A 15,800-nucleotide genomic window follows, 5' to 3' on the forward strand; every position below is an offset into this window, starting at 1 on the left:
TGCGAGCCGCCGGGGGAAAGTGGGGATGTGCCACTGGATTTCACTGCGATCGACTTCGAAACCGCGAACTCCAGTCCGGCCTCTGCCTGCTCCGTCGGTCTCGTCCGCGTGCGCGGCGGTGAAGTCGTCGCGACCACGGGATGGCTGATCCAGCCACCGCCAGGGCACGACGAGTTCCAGGAGTGGAACGTCCGCATCCACGGCATCCAGCCCGAGGACGTGCTGTCGGCCGCCACGTGGGTCGATCAATTCGATCGCCTGTGCGCGTTCGCCGGGGCCGACGTGCTCGTGGCGCACAATGCGGGCTTCGACCTCAACGTCCTGCGTCGCGCCTCCGAGGCGACCGGGCAGCTCTGCCCGCCCTACCGCTCGCTGTGCAGCCTGCAGGTCGCCCGCAAGACGTACACACTCGATTCGTATCGCCTGCCGATCGCCGCCGCCGCTGCCGGATTCGAGGAGTTCGCGCACCACGACGCCCTCGCCGATGCCCGCGCCTGCGCGCAGATCGTCATCGATGCGGCCGCGAGGGCCGGCGCGGCCGACGTGTACGCACTCGCCGATGCCCTGAGCCTGCGCGTGACCGCCCCCGTCGCACCTGTCGCGCCCGTTCTGGAGCGCGCCGTCGCCTAAACCGCCGGGCCTGAACCGCAGAGCCTGAACCGCCGCACCGCCGCACCGCGGCCGGCGCGTCACACGGCATCCGTGCGCGGCGACCCGGGAATGTCGGATGCCGGCCGCATCATGAACACATGGATGCTCTGGCTGTCGTTCTCCTCCTCGTCGCCCTCGCGGCGGGTGTCGCCGTGGGCTGGTTCCTCCGTGCCGGTCGCGGGGCAGCCGACCTCGCGCGTGCCCAGGCCGAGCTGGCGGCCGCGCGTGACGATCGCGACCGGCAGTACGACCTGTACCGCGACGCCGTCGAGCATGCGCGGAACGAGCAGCGTGCGGAAGCGCAGCGGGTGCAGCAGCAGAACGCCGTGCTGACGGCCCTGGCTCCGGTCCGCGAGAGTCTGCAGCAGATGCAGACCAAGGTCACGGCCATCGAGCGGGAGAGGCACGCCCAGTTCGGCACTCTCGAAGAGCAGCTGCGTCGTGCCCAGGAGTCCGACGAGGCGCTGCGGGCGACGACGGAATCGCTGGCCGGCGCTCTGCGTTCCACCGCCACGCGCGGTGTCTGGGGAGAGACCCAGCTGCGCCGCGTGGTGGAGGCTGCCGGGCTCACTCGTCACATCGACTTCGACCTGCAGGCGACGATCTCCTCCGACCGCGGTCAGGGGCGACCCGACATGGTCATCCGCCTCGCCGGCGGCAGCTCGATCGCGGTCGACGCCAAGGTCCCTCTCGACGCCTACCTCGAGGCCTCCGCTCTCCCCGGGGGCGACGCGCGAGAGCCGCAACGCCGCACGCTGATGCAGAAGCACGTCAAGGCGGTCCGTGCGCACATCGACGCCCTGGCGAAGAAGGCCTACTGGGCGGGACTCGATGCCAGTCCCGAGTTCGTGATCTGCTTCCTGCCGAGCGAGTCCCTGCTGGCCGCCGCCATCGATGAGGACCCGACCCTGCTCGACTATGCGTTCAGCCGCCGGGTGGCGCTCGCCTCCCCCGTCAACCTCTGGGCGGTGCTGAAGACCGTCGCCTTCACCTGGACGCAGCAGGAGGTGTCGACCGAGGCGCGCACGCTGCTCGCCCTCGGCACACAGCTGTACGACCGGCTGGGTACGCTCGCCGGGCATGCCGACGACCTGCGTCGGGCGCTGGAGCGCACCGTCGACAGCTACAACCGATTCGCCGGCTCACTCGAGACGCGCGTGCTCGTCACCGCCCGCCAGTTCCCAGGCGTCGATGCCTCTGCGCTCGCGACCGCATCTGCCACCACGGTGGGCGCAGCGAGAAGATTCACAGCCCCTGAGCTCATCACGACGGATGACACCGCCTCAGGTGCGTCCCAGACCGGCGGGATCGATGCTCTCGAGGCCACGCGTGGCGAGACGGTCCGTGCGGACGTCGGCGACGTGAGGCATCGACTCGACGAGGGATGACGCGGGCGGATCAGCGACCGGGGACGGCCCTCAGGCGATGCCGGGAACGCCGCTGAGCAGCAGGATGACGAGACCGCTGGTCGCGAGGAACGCGCCGATCATCCACCAGGCGCTGATCTCGTGTCCCTCGTCTCGACGCACACGGAAGAGCACGTCGGCCCGGCGAGCCGGATCGACCACCGAAGCGGCCGGTGTGGCGACGGGCGGTGCCGGAACGGATTCCGCATCGGCGCTCACCCGCAGGATGCGACCCGTGTTGGTCGTGATGATCTTCGTCGGGGCGGCCTTCGAGCCGCTCGTGTGCTGCGTTGTCATCTGTTCGCCCTCCTGTGCCTGCGGTGCCTGGCGGCTCCGTCGACGGCGACAAACCCAGTGACAATTGTGACACGGCGCCCCGGAGAACCGTGGATCGCGCCCCTGCCGGGCGATACCGGCTCGATAACGATGCCGCCGGCTCCCCGGCCGACGATCACGGGACGGTAGGCTCCCGAACGATCAGAGCCACTTCGAGACGAGGTGCTCCGATGCGATGCGCCGAAGGGTTCCGGATGCCCCGCGGAGCACGACGCTCTCGGTGTAGACGTAGCCGCGCTCGCGACGGACGCCGGCGACGAGCTGCCCGTCGGTGACACCGGTCGCGACGAAGATCGTGTTGTTCCCCTGCACCAGGTCGTCCGCCTCGTAGACCTTGTCCATGTCGAGTCCGGCGTCGATGCCGCGCTGACGCTCGTCATCGTCGCGGGGCCAGAGGCGACCCTGGATGTGCCCGCCGAGAGCCTTGATCGCACACGCCGTGACGATGCCCTCCGGACTGCCGCCGACCCCGACGCACATGTCGGTGCGCGCATCGTGACGGGCGGCGTTGATGCCACCGGCGACATCACCGTCGCTCATCAGACGGGTGCCGGCGCCGGCGTCGCGGATCTCCTGGATCAGCTGCTCGTGACGCGGGCGGTTCAGCACCGAGACGACGATCTCGTCGACCGGCTTGTCGAGCGCACCCGCGAGCTTGCGGATGTTCTCACCGATCGGCAGACGGATATCGACGACCCCGACACCTGCCGGGCCCGTGACGAGCTTGTCCATGTAGAAGACGGTCGAGGCGTCGAGCATCGTGCCACGATCCGAGACGGCGATCACGGAGAGGGCGTTCTGCCGACCAGCGGCCGTGAGAGAGGTTCCGTCGATGGGGTCGACCGCGATGTCGCACAGAGGTCCGCGGCCCGTGCCCACCACCTCGCCGTTGAAGAGCATCGGGGCGTTGTCCTTCTCCCCCTCGCCGATGACGACGCGGCCCTGGAAGTCGACCGTGCCGAGGAAGGCGCGCATGGCATCGACAGCCGCACCGTCCGCCGCCTCCTTGGCACCGCGGCCGATGAACGGCACCGCGCGGATCGCCGCGGCCTCCGTCGCACGCACCAGCTCCATCGCGAGGTTACGGTCGGGACGAAGAGGGCTCAGATCCGCTGTCAGACTCACCATGCGGTCAGCCTAGCCACCGACGGGTCCGAATCCGGCCCCTTTCGGCCCGTATCCCGCGAAGGATTCGCGATTCTTAACAAGGAAGCAGAAGCGGTCTCGCGCACTGGAGGTCATGACTGCGGTAGAGGCCCACACGCCCCGATAGAGTGGCAGCTGTCCCGGCTTCCCCTATCGCAGGAGTTCTCATGCCCGTCGCCACCCCGGATCAGTACGCCGAAATGCTCGACCGCGCGAAGGCCGGCGGCTTCGCGTACCCCGCATTCAACGTCTCCAGCTCGCAGACGATCAACTCCGTCCTCCAGGGGCTGACCGAAGCCGGCTCCGACGGCATCATCCAGGTCACCACGGGTGGAGCCGACTACTTCGCCGGCCACACGGTGAAGGCCCGCGCCACGGGCGCCCTCGCGTTCGCCCGCTTCGCCACCGAGGTCGCGAAGAACTACCCGATCACCGTCGCACTGCACACGGATCACTGCCCGAAGGATGCGCTCGCGGGCTTCGTCGAGCCGCTCATCGCCGCGTCCGAAGAAGAGGTCAAGGCCGGTCGCAACCCGATCTTCCAGTCCCACATGTGGGACGGCTCGGCAGTTCCCCTCGCGGAGAACATCGAGATCGCGAAGGACCTGCTCCCCCGCATGAAGAACATCAACGCCATCCTCGAGGTCGAGATCGGCGTCGTCGGCGGCGAAGAGGACGGCGTGCAGCACGAAGGCTCGAACGAAGCCCTCTACACGACCTTCGCCGATGTCGACCAGGCCGTCCAGGCACTGGGCCTCGGCGAGCAGGGCCGCTACATCGCCGCCCTCACCTTCGGCAACGTGCACGGCGTGTACAAGCCCGGTGGAGTGAAGCTGCGCCCGGAGCTCCTCGGCGAGATCCAGGCCGAGGTCGCCGCCAAGTACAACACCGGCGCCAAGCCGCTCGACCTGGTGTTCCACGGCGGATCGGGTTCCACCGATGAGGAGATCGCCCTCGCGGTCGCCAACGGCGTGATCAAGATGAACATCGACACCGACACGCAGTACGCCTACACGCGTGCGATCGCCGACTACATGTTCAAGAACTACGACGGCGTCCTCAAGGTCGACGGCGAGGTCGGGAACAAGAAGCAGTACGACCCGCGCGCCTGGGGAAAGATCGCCGAGTCGGCGATGGCTGCCCGCGTGGTCGAGTCGACCCGTCAGCTCGGCTCGTACGGCCAGTCCCAGAGCTGATCGGTCGCGAGACGACAGAAGGGGCCCGGCATTCCTGCCGGGCCCCTTCTTCGTAGCCGAAGGGCGTCGTGCGTCGACGCCGACGGGATGAGGTCAGGGAGCCGTCATCTGCTCGAGGTGGGCGACGAACGCCGGATCGCTCATCATCGGCACCGCGATGCAGATCGACACCACGCCCATCGTGATGATCGCGCCGACGATCGGGAGCCACCAGGTGATCCGTCCTCGACGCAGGCGACGGATCGAGAGCGCGGCGGTGACAGACCATCCGACCGCGAGCACGATCGCGGCGATCGTCCCCCAGGTCTTCCCCTGCGCGAAGTTCGTGAACTCCCCTTCGATGCCGAGGACCTTCATCGTCTGGTTCATGACCGTGGGCAGGTCGAGGTAGGACAGACCGGTGACGACGATGTTGATCAGCCCGTAGGCGAGCATCGCGATCGTCGCGAAACGATCGAGAGGGTGCGATCGCTTCGTCGCGGGATCACTCGTCGAAGGACCTGCCTGTGGAGCAGGCGCCAGGGGCGTCGTGGGCGGTGCGATCACCACGTCTTCGAGCGGCGGCAGACCGGCCGCTCGTCGCTGCTCCTCGGGAGTCGCGATTTCGCCGTACCGGGGCCGTTCTTCACTCATCTCGCCATGCTAACGGCCCCACCTCTGGCCGGTTCACAGCCGATCGCCGCGGGACCGCGCGCCGGAAACGATAGCGGCCCCGGAGAAGTGGGGACTTCTCGGGGCCGCGGACGTGGAGCACTGGGGACGCTCCTCATCCAGATTGATCGCCAGCGCTGGGGACGCTGAAGGCGATCAGTAGCGTTCATGTATGCCGCTACTCTCCCCATAGTAGGAAAACGCATGCCGCAATACCAGGGGTCGTACTTCAGATAGTGAACTCCGCTCCGGAGCTCCCCTCGTCCAGCGCATCCGCCCCCAACTGCAGCGAGAGCTTTCGCGCGGTCTGCTGCAGCGCCGAGACGAGCGTGCGATCCACGACGGCCCGATCCGCCGGCAGTGATATCGCCAGGGACGCGGTGATCCCCGGCGCGATGACCGGCACGGCGACGCAGGTGGCGCCGATGGCGTATTCCTCCCGATCGATCGCCCAGCCCGGCGAGCGGTCCAGCTGAGTGAGCAGCGCCCTGCGGTCGGTGATCGTCCGCGGGGTGAGCTCCGGCAGACGGTGCCTCGAGAGGTAGTCCAGGCGATCGGCCTCCGGCAGGGCTGCGAGGATCTGCTTCCCCAACGCCGTCGCGTGGGCGCTCGACTGCAGCCCCACCCATAGTTCGATACGGGGGTTGCGGACCGCGTCGACGATATCGACCAGGTGCATCTCCCCGTCGTCGAAGCGTGAGAGATAGGCCGTGGCACCCACGTCTTCCGTCACCTCGCGGAGCGCCGCGCGCACGCGGGCGAGGAACACGCCCCGCGAGCTGATCTGCTCCTGGAAGGACGGAAACCGGGTGCCGAGCACGACCCCGTCGGGTTCCGACGCGAGATAACCCTCGTGCACGAGCGTGCGCACCAGGTTGTAGGTGGTGCCCGGGGTCAGACCGGTGATCGCCGCGAGCATCTTGGGCGGAAGAGGACGAGGAGAGTTGGCGACGATGTCGACCAGCCGCAGAGCGCGTTGCACCGACCCGATGAGGGTGGGCTCCGCCTCCGCGGCGTTCACCGCTACGCGCCTCCTCCTGATGCACGACCGCCGAGTGCCCGCGCGTCGCGCTGTCCCGCAGCGTCCTGACGCAGTTCCTTGGGCAAGGAGAACATGAGGTCCTCCTCTGCCGTCTTCACCTCTTCGACGTCGCGGTAACCGGCGTCGCCGATCGCGTCGAGCACCTCGCGCACCAGGACCTCGGGCACCGAGGCGCCGCTGGTCACGCCGACGGTCTCGACGCCGTCGAGCCACTCCTGCTGGATCTCCTCGGCGTAGTCGACGCGATAAGCGGCCTTCGCCCCGTACTCGAGCGCGACCTCGACGAGGCGCACACTGTTGGACGAGTTCGACGAGCCCACGACGATCACGAGATCCGCACCGGCGGCGACCTTCTTGATCGCCACCTGGCGGTTCTGCGTGGCGTAGCAGATGTCGTCGGACGGCGGGTTCTGCAACTCGGGGAAACGAGTGCGCAGACGGTTGACGGTCTCCATCGTCTCGTCGACCGAGAGCGTGGTCTGCGAGAGCCAGACGACCTTGTTCGGATCCTTCACGACGACCGTGTCGGCCTCTTCCGGAGAGTTCACGACCGTCACATGCTCGGGAGCCTCACCGGCCGTTCCCTCGACCTCTTCGTGGCCGTCGTGGCCGATGAGCAGGATCTCGAAGTCGTCCCGGGCGAAACGCACGGCCTCGCGATGCACCTTCGTGACAAGCGGGCATGTCGCGTCGATCGCGTGGAGTCCGCGATCGGCGGCCGCGTTCACGACCGCCGGCGAGACGCCGTGAGCGCTGAAGACCACGTGAGCGCCCTCGGGGACCTCGTCGACCTCTTCGACGAAGATCGCGCCCTTCTCCTCGAGCTCCGTCACGACATGGATGTTGTGCACGATCTGCTTGCGCACGTAGACCGGAGCGCCATAGCGCTCGAGGGCCTTCTCGACGGCGACCACAGCGCGGTCGACGCCGGCGCAATAGCCGCGCGGTGCGGCGAGCAGAACGCGCTTGTGTCCGGCCACCGGGTTATCCTGAAGCCGCCCGGCCGCCGCACGCACTCGTGGAAGGCGGGGCACGGGGAGATGAACGGCAGTCGAAGTCACCCTTGAATTCTACCGTCGCACAGCTGTGCGCGGCCGGGGAGGTTCAGGGGCACGGAACGGGAGCGGATGACAGTCTTCGAAGCGACGACGGGCCAGGGCGAGACCCCTCCGGCCGATTCCGTCGCACCCCGCGACTCGACCGCTGAAGCCCCCACCTCGGTCACGCGTCTGAATGCGACCATCCGCGACTTCATCGCCCGGTGGAACACCGTCTGGGTCGAGGGCGAGATCACCTCCTGGAACGTCCGCGCCGGCAACGTGTTCGCGCGACTGAAGGACACCCGCTCCGATGCGCAGATCTCCATCCGGGTGTGGTCGAGCGTGCGCGGACGCATCCCGTCCGACATCGGCGTCGGTGATCACGTCGTCGCCGCAGTGAAGGCCGACTACTTCGTCAAGGCCGGCGACTTCAGCTTCGCGGTCTCCGCGATGAAGCACGTCGGGCTCGGCGACCAGCTCGAGCGGCTCGAGAAGCTCCGCGTGCAGCTGCGGCAGGAGGGTCTGTTCGACCCGGCCAGGAAGAGGCGCCTGCCGTTCCTCCCGCACGTGATCGGTCTGATCACCGGTGAGCGGTCCGACGCCGAGAAGGATGTCCACCGCAATGCCGAACTGCGCTGGCCGCAGGTGCGCTTCCGCACCGAGTACGCCGCTGTGCAGGGCGACCGCTGCGTTCCCGACACGCTCGCGGCCCTCGCTCGACTCGACGCCGACCCCGAGGTCGACGTGATCATCATCGCCCGCGGCGGCGGCGACCCGCAGACGCTGCTCGGCTTCAGCGACGAGAAGCTGGTGCGAGCGGTCGCCGCGGTCTCCACCCCGGTGGTGAGTGCGATCGGGCACGAGAACGACCACCCGCTGCTCGACGACGTGGCCGATCTGCGCGCCTCGACCCCGACCGACGCCGCGAAACGCGTCGTGCCCGACGTCGGCGAACAGCGTGCGCTCATCGCCCAGCTGCGTTCCCGCGCCACCACGCGGCTGACGCAGCGACTCACCCACGACATCTCGCAGCTGGAGCAATTGCGCTCGCGCCCCGTGCTGCGCTCGCCCGCGCCGATCATCGACGCCCGCGCCCAGGAGATCTGGCTGCTGCTCGGACGTGGACGAGACGCCGTGAACCGACAGCTCGACGACGCCGGCCGCCGCACCGGCGAGCTCCGCGCGTCGCTGCGCGCGCTCTCCCCCGCGGCGACGCTGGCCCGGGGCTATGCCATCGCCCATCTCGACGGCGGCGTGATCCTGCGTGACGCCGCCGACGCGCCGGCCGGGAGCGCGCTCACGATCACCCTCGATCGGGGCTCGTTGAGCGCCCGCTCGGAGGGTGAGATCGCGGAAGACGCCTGAGCCGAGCACCCGCGGCACACGACGTAAGATGGAGGAGTGAGCGCCCTGAACGACACCCCTGTGGACACGCTGTCGTTCGAGGCGGCCCGTGACGAGCTGGTCAAGGTCGTGGCCGAACTCGAGCAGGGTTCCCCGACGCTCGAGCACTCCCTCGCCCTCTGGGAACGCGGTGAGGCTCTCGCCGCCCGCTGCGAGGAGTGGCTGCTGGGGGCCAAGCGCCGCCTGGATGCCGCCCGCGCCGCGGCTTCGGACGCCGAGACCCCGGCGGGAGATTCATGAGCAAGCAGCCCCCGATCATCGCCGAACTCGGCCGCCCCGAGACTCCGGACGAGACCGCCGCACGCAAGGCCGCATCCAGCAAGGCCTACCGATCGAGCCAGACGGTGCGCAACCTCGTCGCCGCGCTGCTGGTCACTCTCGCCGTGGTCGCCGTCATCATCTTCGCCGTGCCTCGCGGCGCCCCCGTCGAGCAGAAGCCCCTCGACGTCGCCGCGGTCGCCGAAGGTGTGGAGTCCTCGATGGACCGCCCTGTCCTCATCCCCGAGCTCGGCGACTTCTGGCGTGCGAACGGTGCAGAGATGCAGGGTGGAGCCACCGTGGTGTGGGAGGTCACCCTCGCTCCCAAGTCCGACAAGGAACGTGGTTTCATCAAGGTCGCGCAGGCGTTCGACGCCGATTCCTCCTGGGCACCGCAGCGCCTGAACGGCATCGCCCCCACCGACACGGTGCGCATCGGCGGACTCGACTGGGACGTCTACAAGCCGGGCAGCGCCGAATCCAACGCGAACGTCACCTACGCCATCGGCACCCAGGCCGGCGACGACTACATCCTGCTCTACGGATCGCGGTCGGCGGATTCGACCGCTGAGCTCGCCGAGTCGCTCATTCCGCAGATCCGCACCATCTCGGAGGCTTCATGACGCACCCGCTGACCCCCACCGCCGCCTGGAAGCAGATGCAGGACGGCAACCGCCGTTTCGTGCAGGACGAGCCTCGGCACCCGAACCAGGACGTCGCCCGCCGCAAGGATCTGACAGCGGCCCAGCACCCGGTCGCGACGCTCTTCGGCTGCTCGGACTCGCGTCTCGCCGCCGAGATCATCTTCGACCTCGGTCTCGGCGACCTGTTCGTGGTGCGCAACGCCGGACAGGTGATCGGCGAGTCGATCGTCGCGAGCCTCGAATACGCCGTCGCGGTGCTCGAAGTGCCCCTGATCGTCGTTCTCGCCCACGACTCCTGCGGCGCCGTGCGCGCAGCGATCGACGGCACCGCGATCGACGCCGCTCCCCTGCCACCGCACATCTGGAAGCTGATCGCCCCGATCGTCCCCGCGGCGCGGAAGGTGCTGGCCGAGAACGGCGGAACCACCGTCGCCGAGATCGACTCGGAGCTCGTCGGCATCGAACACCTGCGCAACACGGTGAGCGACCTGCTGCAGTCGTCCGAGATCATCAGCGACGCCGTCTCCGCGGGCCACCTGGGCATCGTCGGCGCCAACTACCGTCTGGCCGAGGGCACCGCGGTGCCCGTGATCACGGTCGGAATCGACGCCGACGGCGTCACCACCGAGGGAACTGACCCCGCAACCGAGGAGGGTTCGGAATGACCGAGCAGGACTACCGCATCGAGCACGACACCATGGGTGAGGTGCGGGTGCCCGTGAACGCGCTCTACGGAGCGCAGACCCAGCGCGCCGTGGAGAACTTCCCGATCTCGGGCAAGGGACTGGAGTCGACGCAGATCGCCGCCCTCGCCCGCATCAAGAAGGCCGCGGCGCTCGCCAACAAGGAGCTCGGCACCCTCGACGGCGCCATCGCCGACGCCATCGCCCAGGCCGCCGATCAGGTGGCGTCCGGCGCCCATGACGGAGAGTTCCCGGTCGACACGTACCAGACCGGATCCGGTACCTCGTCGAACATGAACATGAACGAGGTGCTGGCCACGCTCGCGACACGCATCCTCGGCGCGACGGTTCACCCCAACGACCACGTGAACGCCTCGCAGTCGTCCAACGACGTGTTCCCGACCTCGGTGCACATCGCGGTCACCCAGGCCCTCATCGACACTCTCATCCCCGCGCTCGACCACCTTGCCGTCGCCCTCGAGGCAAAGGCAGAGCTATGGAAGGACGCGGTCAAGTCCGGTCGCACGCACCTCATGGACGCGACGCCCGTCACGCTCGGCCAGGAGTTCGGCGGTTACGCCCGCCAGATCCGCCTCGGCATCGAGCGCGTGCAGTCGGCCCTCCCCCGCGTCGCCGAGGTCCCGCTCGGCGGCACCGCAGTCGGCACCGGCATCAACACCCCGCTCGGCTTCCCGCAGAAGGTCATCGCGCTGCTGGCAGCCGAGACCGAGCTGCCGATCACCGAGGCCAAGGACCACTTCGAGGCGCAGGCCAACCGCGACGGTCTCGTCGAGGCCTCCGGCGCCCTGCGCACGATCGCAGTCTCGCTGACCAAGATCAACAACGACCTGCGCTGGATGGGCTCCGGCCCCAACACGGGTCTCGGAGAGCTGCACATCCCCGACCTGCAGCCCGGATCCTCGATCATGCCCGGCAAGGTCAACCCGGTCGTGCCCGAAGCCGTGCTGATGGTGTGCGCGCGTGTGATCGGCAACGACGCGACCGTCGCCTGGGCCGGCGCATCCGGATCCTTCGAGCTCAACGTCGCCATCCCCGTCATGGGCACGGCCGTGCTCGAGTCGATCCGTCTGCTGTCGAACGCCTCGCGCGTGCTCGCGGACAAGACGATCGACGGCCTGCAGGCCAACGTCGAGCGCGCCGCTGCCTTCGCGGGCATGAGCCCGTCGATCGTGACCCCGCTGAACAAGCTCATCGGCTACGAAGCCGCAGCGAAGATCGCCAAGCACTCGGTCGCCAAGGGCATCACGGTGCGCGACGCCGTGATCGACCTCGGCTACGTGGAGCGCGGCGACCTCACCCTGGAGCAGCTCGACGAGAAACTCGACCTGCTGTCGATGACGCACCCGGGCTGACCCAAAGCGCGAGACAGCGGATGCCGCGAGGACTCTTCCTCGCGGCATCCGCTGTTTCCAGGCCCGGCTTCCCCGCTCTCGGTGCACACGCATGACCAATCGACGATTGCATGACCATTCGGCGGGACGGCACGTGCATCCGGCATCACCTCATGCAGGTGCGCCACTTTCACGCACGAGCCCGTGCGAGCGCGGCCAGAATCGCAGCCTCGACCACGTCCCACGAGTACACGATCATCGAATAGTCGAAGCGGAGCGTCTCGAAGCCGAGGTCGGATGCGCGCGCGTCCCGCATGAGATCACGATGCCGTTTCGCGGCACCGTCGTGGTTCTCGCGACCGTCGGCCTCGAGGATGACACGATCTTCGATCACGAAGTCGACCCGCCCGACCCCGTCGACGGCCACCTGGGTGCGCACAGCGACTCCGATGAGATGGAGCCTCAGCCGCACCAGGGACTCCAGGCCGCTCTCGGCGTCCGGACGCGCGAAATCGACGAGCCAGCGCGCCGTCGCAGGAAGGGCAGAGCGGACGTGCGCACGCGCCGCAGCCGTCAGCATCCGCTTGTTCCAAGCCGACTCGTATGCGGCGAAGAAGAACTCCTCCCCGTAACAGGCGTATGCGTGGGTCAACGCGATCTCGATCGGCGCGATGCCGACCTCCATGCGACCGCGAGTGAAGTGGCCGACGCAGCCGCAGTGCTCCGGGTGATGTCGCCGCCCGCCGAGCCCCATCCAGACATGCACTTCCGTCGGAACCTCCAGCGTCCACACCTCCCTGATCCTCAAGGCACTCGCGCACGTGAGGGCGCCCCCGTGAGCCGCTGCAGCGACCACATCGGTCGCTGCGCGTCGAGATGCGAACACGCCCGGACGCACGCGGACGATACGACCCGCTCTGCACTCCGCGCCCAGCCGCGATCGCGAGCATCCGAAGGCCTGCAGCCGGGTTCCGCGTGCGACGCCTCCCAGGCGTTCGAGGAAAACGTTGACGTCGATCATCGTCCGATTCTGGGGGCGTGCGCCCACTCGGACAGTGCTCCTTCACGTAAACGGTGAGCACGAGTGCGGAACGCGCCGCCGTGCAGTCCGATTGATTCGCTTCCGCGTCTCAGGCGCATGACCATCCGACGAATGAATGACCGAGCACGACAAAGCATCATGCGATCGGGCGGGGTCCATGCGAACGGACGAAACGGCACCGAGCCGAAACCGGGGATGCCGCGAGGAGCGAGTCCCCGCGGCATCCGCTGTTTCCGTCGTCAGCTGAGCTCTCCACCCTCCAAGAGCTCGGTGACGAGCGCGGCGATGGCCGAACGCTCGGAGCGCGTCAGAGTCACGTGCCCGAAGAGGTCGTGCCCCTTCAGCGTCTCGATCACGCTGGCGATTCCGTCGTGACGTCCGACCCGGAGGTTGTCGCGCTGACCGACGTCGTGAGTGAGGATCACCCGGGAATTCTGGCCCATCCGACTCAGCACCGTCAGCAGCACGTTGCGCTCGAGCGACTGCGCCTCGTCGACGATCACGAACGCGTCGTGGAGGGAGCGGCCGCGGATGTGGGTCAGCGGGAGCACTTCGAGCAGTCCGCGCTCGATGACCTCCTCGATCACGTTTCCCGACACCACCGAGCCCAGCGTGTCGAACACCGCCTGACCCCAGGGCCCCATCTTCTCGCCCTGGTCGCCGGGAAGGTAGCCGAGCTCCTGCCCGCCGACGGCGAACAACGGCCGGAACACGATGATCTTCTTCTGCTGCTGCCGCTCCAGCACTGCTTCGAGCCCGGCGCAGAGCGCGAGCGCCGACTTGCCGGTACCGGCACGTCCGCCGAGGGAGACGATGCCGACCTCCTGATCGAGCAGCAGGTCGATCGCGATGCGCTGCTCGGCCGAACGGCCGTGCATACCGAAGATGTCGCGGTCTCCTCGTACGAGTCGGTACTCGCCATCGCCCGTCACCCGGCCGAGCGCGGAACCGCGCTCGGAGTGGATGATCAGTCCGGTGTTCACCGGGAGACCGCGTGCCTGCTCGCTGATGCCGACCTCGCTCTCGTAGAGGTCGCTGATGTCGTCACCGGAGAGGTCGAGCGTCGAGATGCCGGTCCACCCGGAGTCCACCGCCTGCTCGGCCAGATACTCCTCGGCGCGCAGGCCGAGAGAGGCGGCCTTGACGCGCATCGGCAGGTCCTTCGAGACGATCGTGACGTCCTGCCCGTCCTGCGCGAGGTGCATGGCGACCGAGAGGATGCGCGTGTCGTTGTCACTGAGGCGGATGCCGGCGGGAAGCACGGAGGAGTCGGTGTTCGCCAGCTCGACGCGGAGCGTGCCGCCCTCGCCGACCTCCACCGGGAAGTCGAGCCGTCCATGCTCGATGCGCAGGTCGTCGAGGTGGCGCAGGGCCTGCCGTGCGAAGTAGCCGATCTCCGGGTCGTGGCGTTTGCCCTCGAGTTCCGTGATCACGACGACGGGAAGGACGACCGAGTGCTCCGCGAAACGGAAGAACGCCTGCGGATCGCTCAGCAGGACAGAGGTGTCGAGGACATACGTGCGCAGATCCTGATCCGGATCGGCGGACGATGCCCGGCTCGACGTCTTACGGGTGGACTGCTGCGCGGTGCTGGTGGCCTGCTGCGCTGTACGTGTGGTCACGACCCACTCCCGACCCGGGGAATCCCGGCTATTCGAACGAGTCGACCAGGGGGTCACGAGTCGTCAACCTGAGGCCGACTCGAACGGGCGCCTTGCCCGATGCCTAGAACGTACGACCGTGCGGGCGATTAACCCGAATTCGACACGCCAGTGATTCGTTACGCGCTGATGAACGTCTCGTTGCCGAACGCCCGCAGCGCATCGTCGAGGAGCTCGAATGTCGCCGCGTCGGTGCCCGCGTGCGGTGCGATCCGCACCGAGGCGCCCCGTGCCGTGACGACCACTCCGGCGTTGGCGAGTGCCGCGGCGAGCCGCGCGGGCTCCTCCGGAGCGAGCGCGACGATGCCCGCACGCCGGCTGCGCTCGCGCGGGGAGCTCACCTCGATGCCGTGGCGGTCGGCGATCTCGATCACGGTGTCGACGTTCTGGGCGAGCCGCTCCTCGATCGAGACGACGCCGGCATCGCGCACGTCGCGCACGCCGATCGCGAGTCGGCCGGCCGCGAGCGTGTCGGGCTGGCTCACGGTGAAGGCGCGGGCCGACGGCGCAGGTGCAGGCAGTTCGTCGACGAACAGCCCCGCAGCCGTCGTGCCGGTGATACCGGACAACACGGGGGTGATGCGCTCTCGTGCACGGGGCGAGAACCACGCGAAGGCGCTGCCACGACCCGCGCGCAACCACTTGTAGCCGTGTCCGACCACCACGTCGGCAGCGGAGTAGTCGGCGTCGATCACACCGAACGACTGGACGGCGTCGACGATGAGCAGGCGGTCGGGCCCGATCGACTCGCGAAGCGCCGCGAGATCGACGCGGAATCCGGTGCGGAAGTCGACGTGGCTCACCGCCAGCGCGACCACCTCGTCATCGAGGGCCTCGATCACGGTGTCGGGTGTCACCCGCCCGTCGTCGGGTGTGATCCAGCGCGGCGCGACCGTTCGATCCGATGCCGTGGATGCGCGCTCCAGGGTCAGACTGACGCTCGGGAATTCGGCGGTGCTCGCGATCACGTCGCCGGAGAGCCCGAACAGCGCGTGCATGAGCCCGTGGGTCGACGACGGCTGCAACGTGACGTCGTCGGCCTCCGCGTCCAGCAGCTCGGCGACGAGCTCCTGGGCCTGACCGATGCGCTCGGCGACCAGGGAGAGCGATGACGGCCGCCCGCTGCCGAGCAGATCGGCGTCGGCGAAGACCTCTTCACGGACGGACGGCGACAGCGGACCGAAGGCCGCCCAGTTCAGATAGCCGGACTCGGTGTCGAACGTGTCGACATAGTCCCGGAAAGTGCTCACTGCGTCATTGTGGCACGGCTCACAGGTCCCTGGTCCCC

16 protein-coding genes are annotated in these 15,800 nt (G+C 68.4%); 8 read left to right on the plus strand and 8 right to left on the minus strand.

All coding sequences use genetic code 11. The features are described 5' to 3' along the window. Positions 1-27 precede the first annotated feature (27 nt). Positions 28-630, plus strand: coding sequence for a 3'-5' exonuclease (locus MST3598_RS11835; RefSeq protein WP_029260377.1), 603 nt, complete (start codon positions 28-30; stop codon positions 628-630). 119 nt (positions 631-749) lie between these two features. Continuing rightward, positions 750-2,039 (plus strand): DNA recombination protein RmuC, encoded by a 1,290-nt coding sequence (locus tag MST3598_RS11840; protein WP_029260378.1) that lies wholly within the window; start codon positions 750-752, stop codon positions 2,037-2,039. Positions 2,040-2,069: 30 nt separating this feature from the next. Here the strand turns inward: MST3598_RS11840 and MST3598_RS11845 are convergent, their stop codons facing one another. Both MST3598_RS11845 and glpX read right to left on the minus strand, forming a co-directional pair. After that, positions 2,070-2,354 (minus strand): hypothetical protein, encoded by a 285-nt coding sequence (locus MST3598_RS11845; RefSeq protein ID WP_029260379.1) that lies wholly within the window; start codon positions 2,352-2,354, stop codon positions 2,070-2,072. A gap of 180 nt (positions 2,355-2,534) precedes the next feature. Continuing rightward, positions 2,535-3,521, minus strand: a complete 987-nt coding sequence (gene glpX / locus MST3598_RS11850) for a class II fructose-bisphosphatase (protein WP_017828697.1) — start codon at positions 3,519-3,521, stop codon at positions 2,535-2,537. Between the two features lie 185 nt (positions 3,522-3,706). On the opposite strand from glpX, the gene fbaA reads away from it, so the two are divergent. Then, complete coding sequence (gene fbaA, locus MST3598_RS11855) at positions 3,707-4,735, plus strand: class II fructose-bisphosphate aldolase (protein ID WP_021199556.1); 1,029 nt, start codon at positions 3,707-3,709, stop codon at positions 4,733-4,735. A gap of 93 nt (positions 4,736-4,828) precedes the next feature. Here fbaA and MST3598_RS11860 read toward each other — a convergent pair whose 3' ends face one another. From MST3598_RS11860 to MST3598_RS11870, 3 genes are all read right to left on the minus strand, one after another. Further along, positions 4,829-5,368 (minus strand): DUF6264 family protein, encoded by a 540-nt coding sequence (locus tag MST3598_RS11860; RefSeq protein ID WP_029260380.1) that lies wholly within the window; start codon positions 5,366-5,368, stop codon positions 4,829-4,831. A gap of 247 nt (positions 5,369-5,615) precedes the next feature. After that, entirely contained in the window at positions 5,616-6,407 is a 792-nt protein-coding gene (locus MST3598_RS11865) for an IclR family transcriptional regulator (protein ID WP_021199554.1), read from the minus strand. A 2-nt stretch (positions 6,408-6,409) separates the two neighbouring features. After that, the gene (locus MST3598_RS11870; protein WP_172889151.1) at positions 6,410-7,489 is read right to left on the minus strand and encodes a 4-hydroxy-3-methylbut-2-enyl diphosphate reductase; all 1,080 of its coding nucleotides are present in this window, start codon (positions 7,487-7,489) and stop codon (positions 6,410-6,412) included. Positions 7,490-7,555: 66 nt separating this feature from the next. On the opposite strand from MST3598_RS11870, the gene xseA reads away from it, so the two are divergent. The 5 genes from xseA to MST3598_RS11895 are packed head-to-tail and all read left to right on the plus strand — an operon-like array spanning position 7,556 to position 11,830. Beyond that, positions 7,556-8,833 carry an exodeoxyribonuclease VII large subunit gene (gene xseA / locus MST3598_RS11875; protein ID WP_029260381.1) on the plus strand — a complete coding sequence of 426 codons (1,278 nt, stop codon included), beginning with the start codon at positions 7,556-7,558 and terminating at the stop codon, positions 8,831-8,833. 36 nt (positions 8,834-8,869) lie between these two features. Beyond that, complete coding sequence (locus tag MST3598_RS11880; protein WP_021199551.1) at positions 8,870-9,112, plus strand: exodeoxyribonuclease VII small subunit; 243 nt, start codon at positions 8,870-8,872, stop codon at positions 9,110-9,112. After that, the gene (locus MST3598_RS11885) at positions 9,109-9,753 is read left to right on the plus strand and encodes a DUF4245 family protein (RefSeq protein ID WP_021199550.1); all 645 of its coding nucleotides are present in this window, start codon (positions 9,109-9,111) and stop codon (positions 9,751-9,753) included. The genes MST3598_RS11880 and MST3598_RS11885 overlap by 4 nt, the downstream gene beginning before the upstream one ends. Continuing rightward, positions 9,750-10,439 carry a carbonic anhydrase gene (locus MST3598_RS11890; RefSeq protein WP_029260382.1) on the plus strand — a complete coding sequence of 230 codons (690 nt, stop codon included), beginning with the start codon at positions 9,750-9,752 and terminating at the stop codon, positions 10,437-10,439. The genes MST3598_RS11885 and MST3598_RS11890 overlap by 4 nt, the downstream gene beginning before the upstream one ends. Beyond that, the gene (locus MST3598_RS11895) at positions 10,436-11,830 is read left to right on the plus strand and encodes a class II fumarate hydratase (RefSeq protein ID WP_021199548.1); all 1,395 of its coding nucleotides are present in this window, start codon (positions 10,436-10,438) and stop codon (positions 11,828-11,830) included. The genes MST3598_RS11890 and MST3598_RS11895 overlap by 4 nt, the downstream gene beginning before the upstream one ends. A gap of 169 nt (positions 11,831-11,999) precedes the next feature. Here the strand turns inward: MST3598_RS11895 and MST3598_RS11900 are convergent, their stop codons facing one another. The 3 genes from MST3598_RS11900 to MST3598_RS11910 all read right to left on the minus strand — a co-directional run bounded on the left by MST3598_RS11900 (position 12,000) and on the right by MST3598_RS11910 (position 15,762). Continuing rightward, positions 12,000-12,830 carry an endonuclease domain-containing protein gene (locus tag MST3598_RS11900; RefSeq protein ID WP_051671208.1) on the minus strand — a complete coding sequence of 277 codons (831 nt, stop codon included), beginning with the start codon at positions 12,828-12,830 and terminating at the stop codon, positions 12,000-12,002. Positions 12,831-13,090: 260 nt separating this feature from the next. Further along, a complete protein-coding gene (locus MST3598_RS11905) occupies positions 13,091-14,473 on the minus strand; it encodes a PhoH family protein (RefSeq protein ID WP_021199547.1) in 1,383 nt (460 codons plus the stop codon). Between the two features lie 158 nt (positions 14,474-14,631). Continuing rightward, positions 14,632-15,762, minus strand: a complete 1,131-nt coding sequence (locus tag MST3598_RS11910; RefSeq protein ID WP_036271866.1) for an aminotransferase class V-fold PLP-dependent enzyme — start codon at positions 15,760-15,762, stop codon at positions 14,632-14,634. Positions 15,763-15,800 lie beyond the last annotated feature (38 nt).

The organism is Microbacterium sp. TPU 3598, assembly GCF_002356155.1.
GTDB classification, from domain to species: Bacteria; Actinomycetota; Actinomycetes; order Actinomycetales; family Microbacteriaceae; genus Microbacterium; species Microbacterium maritypicum_A.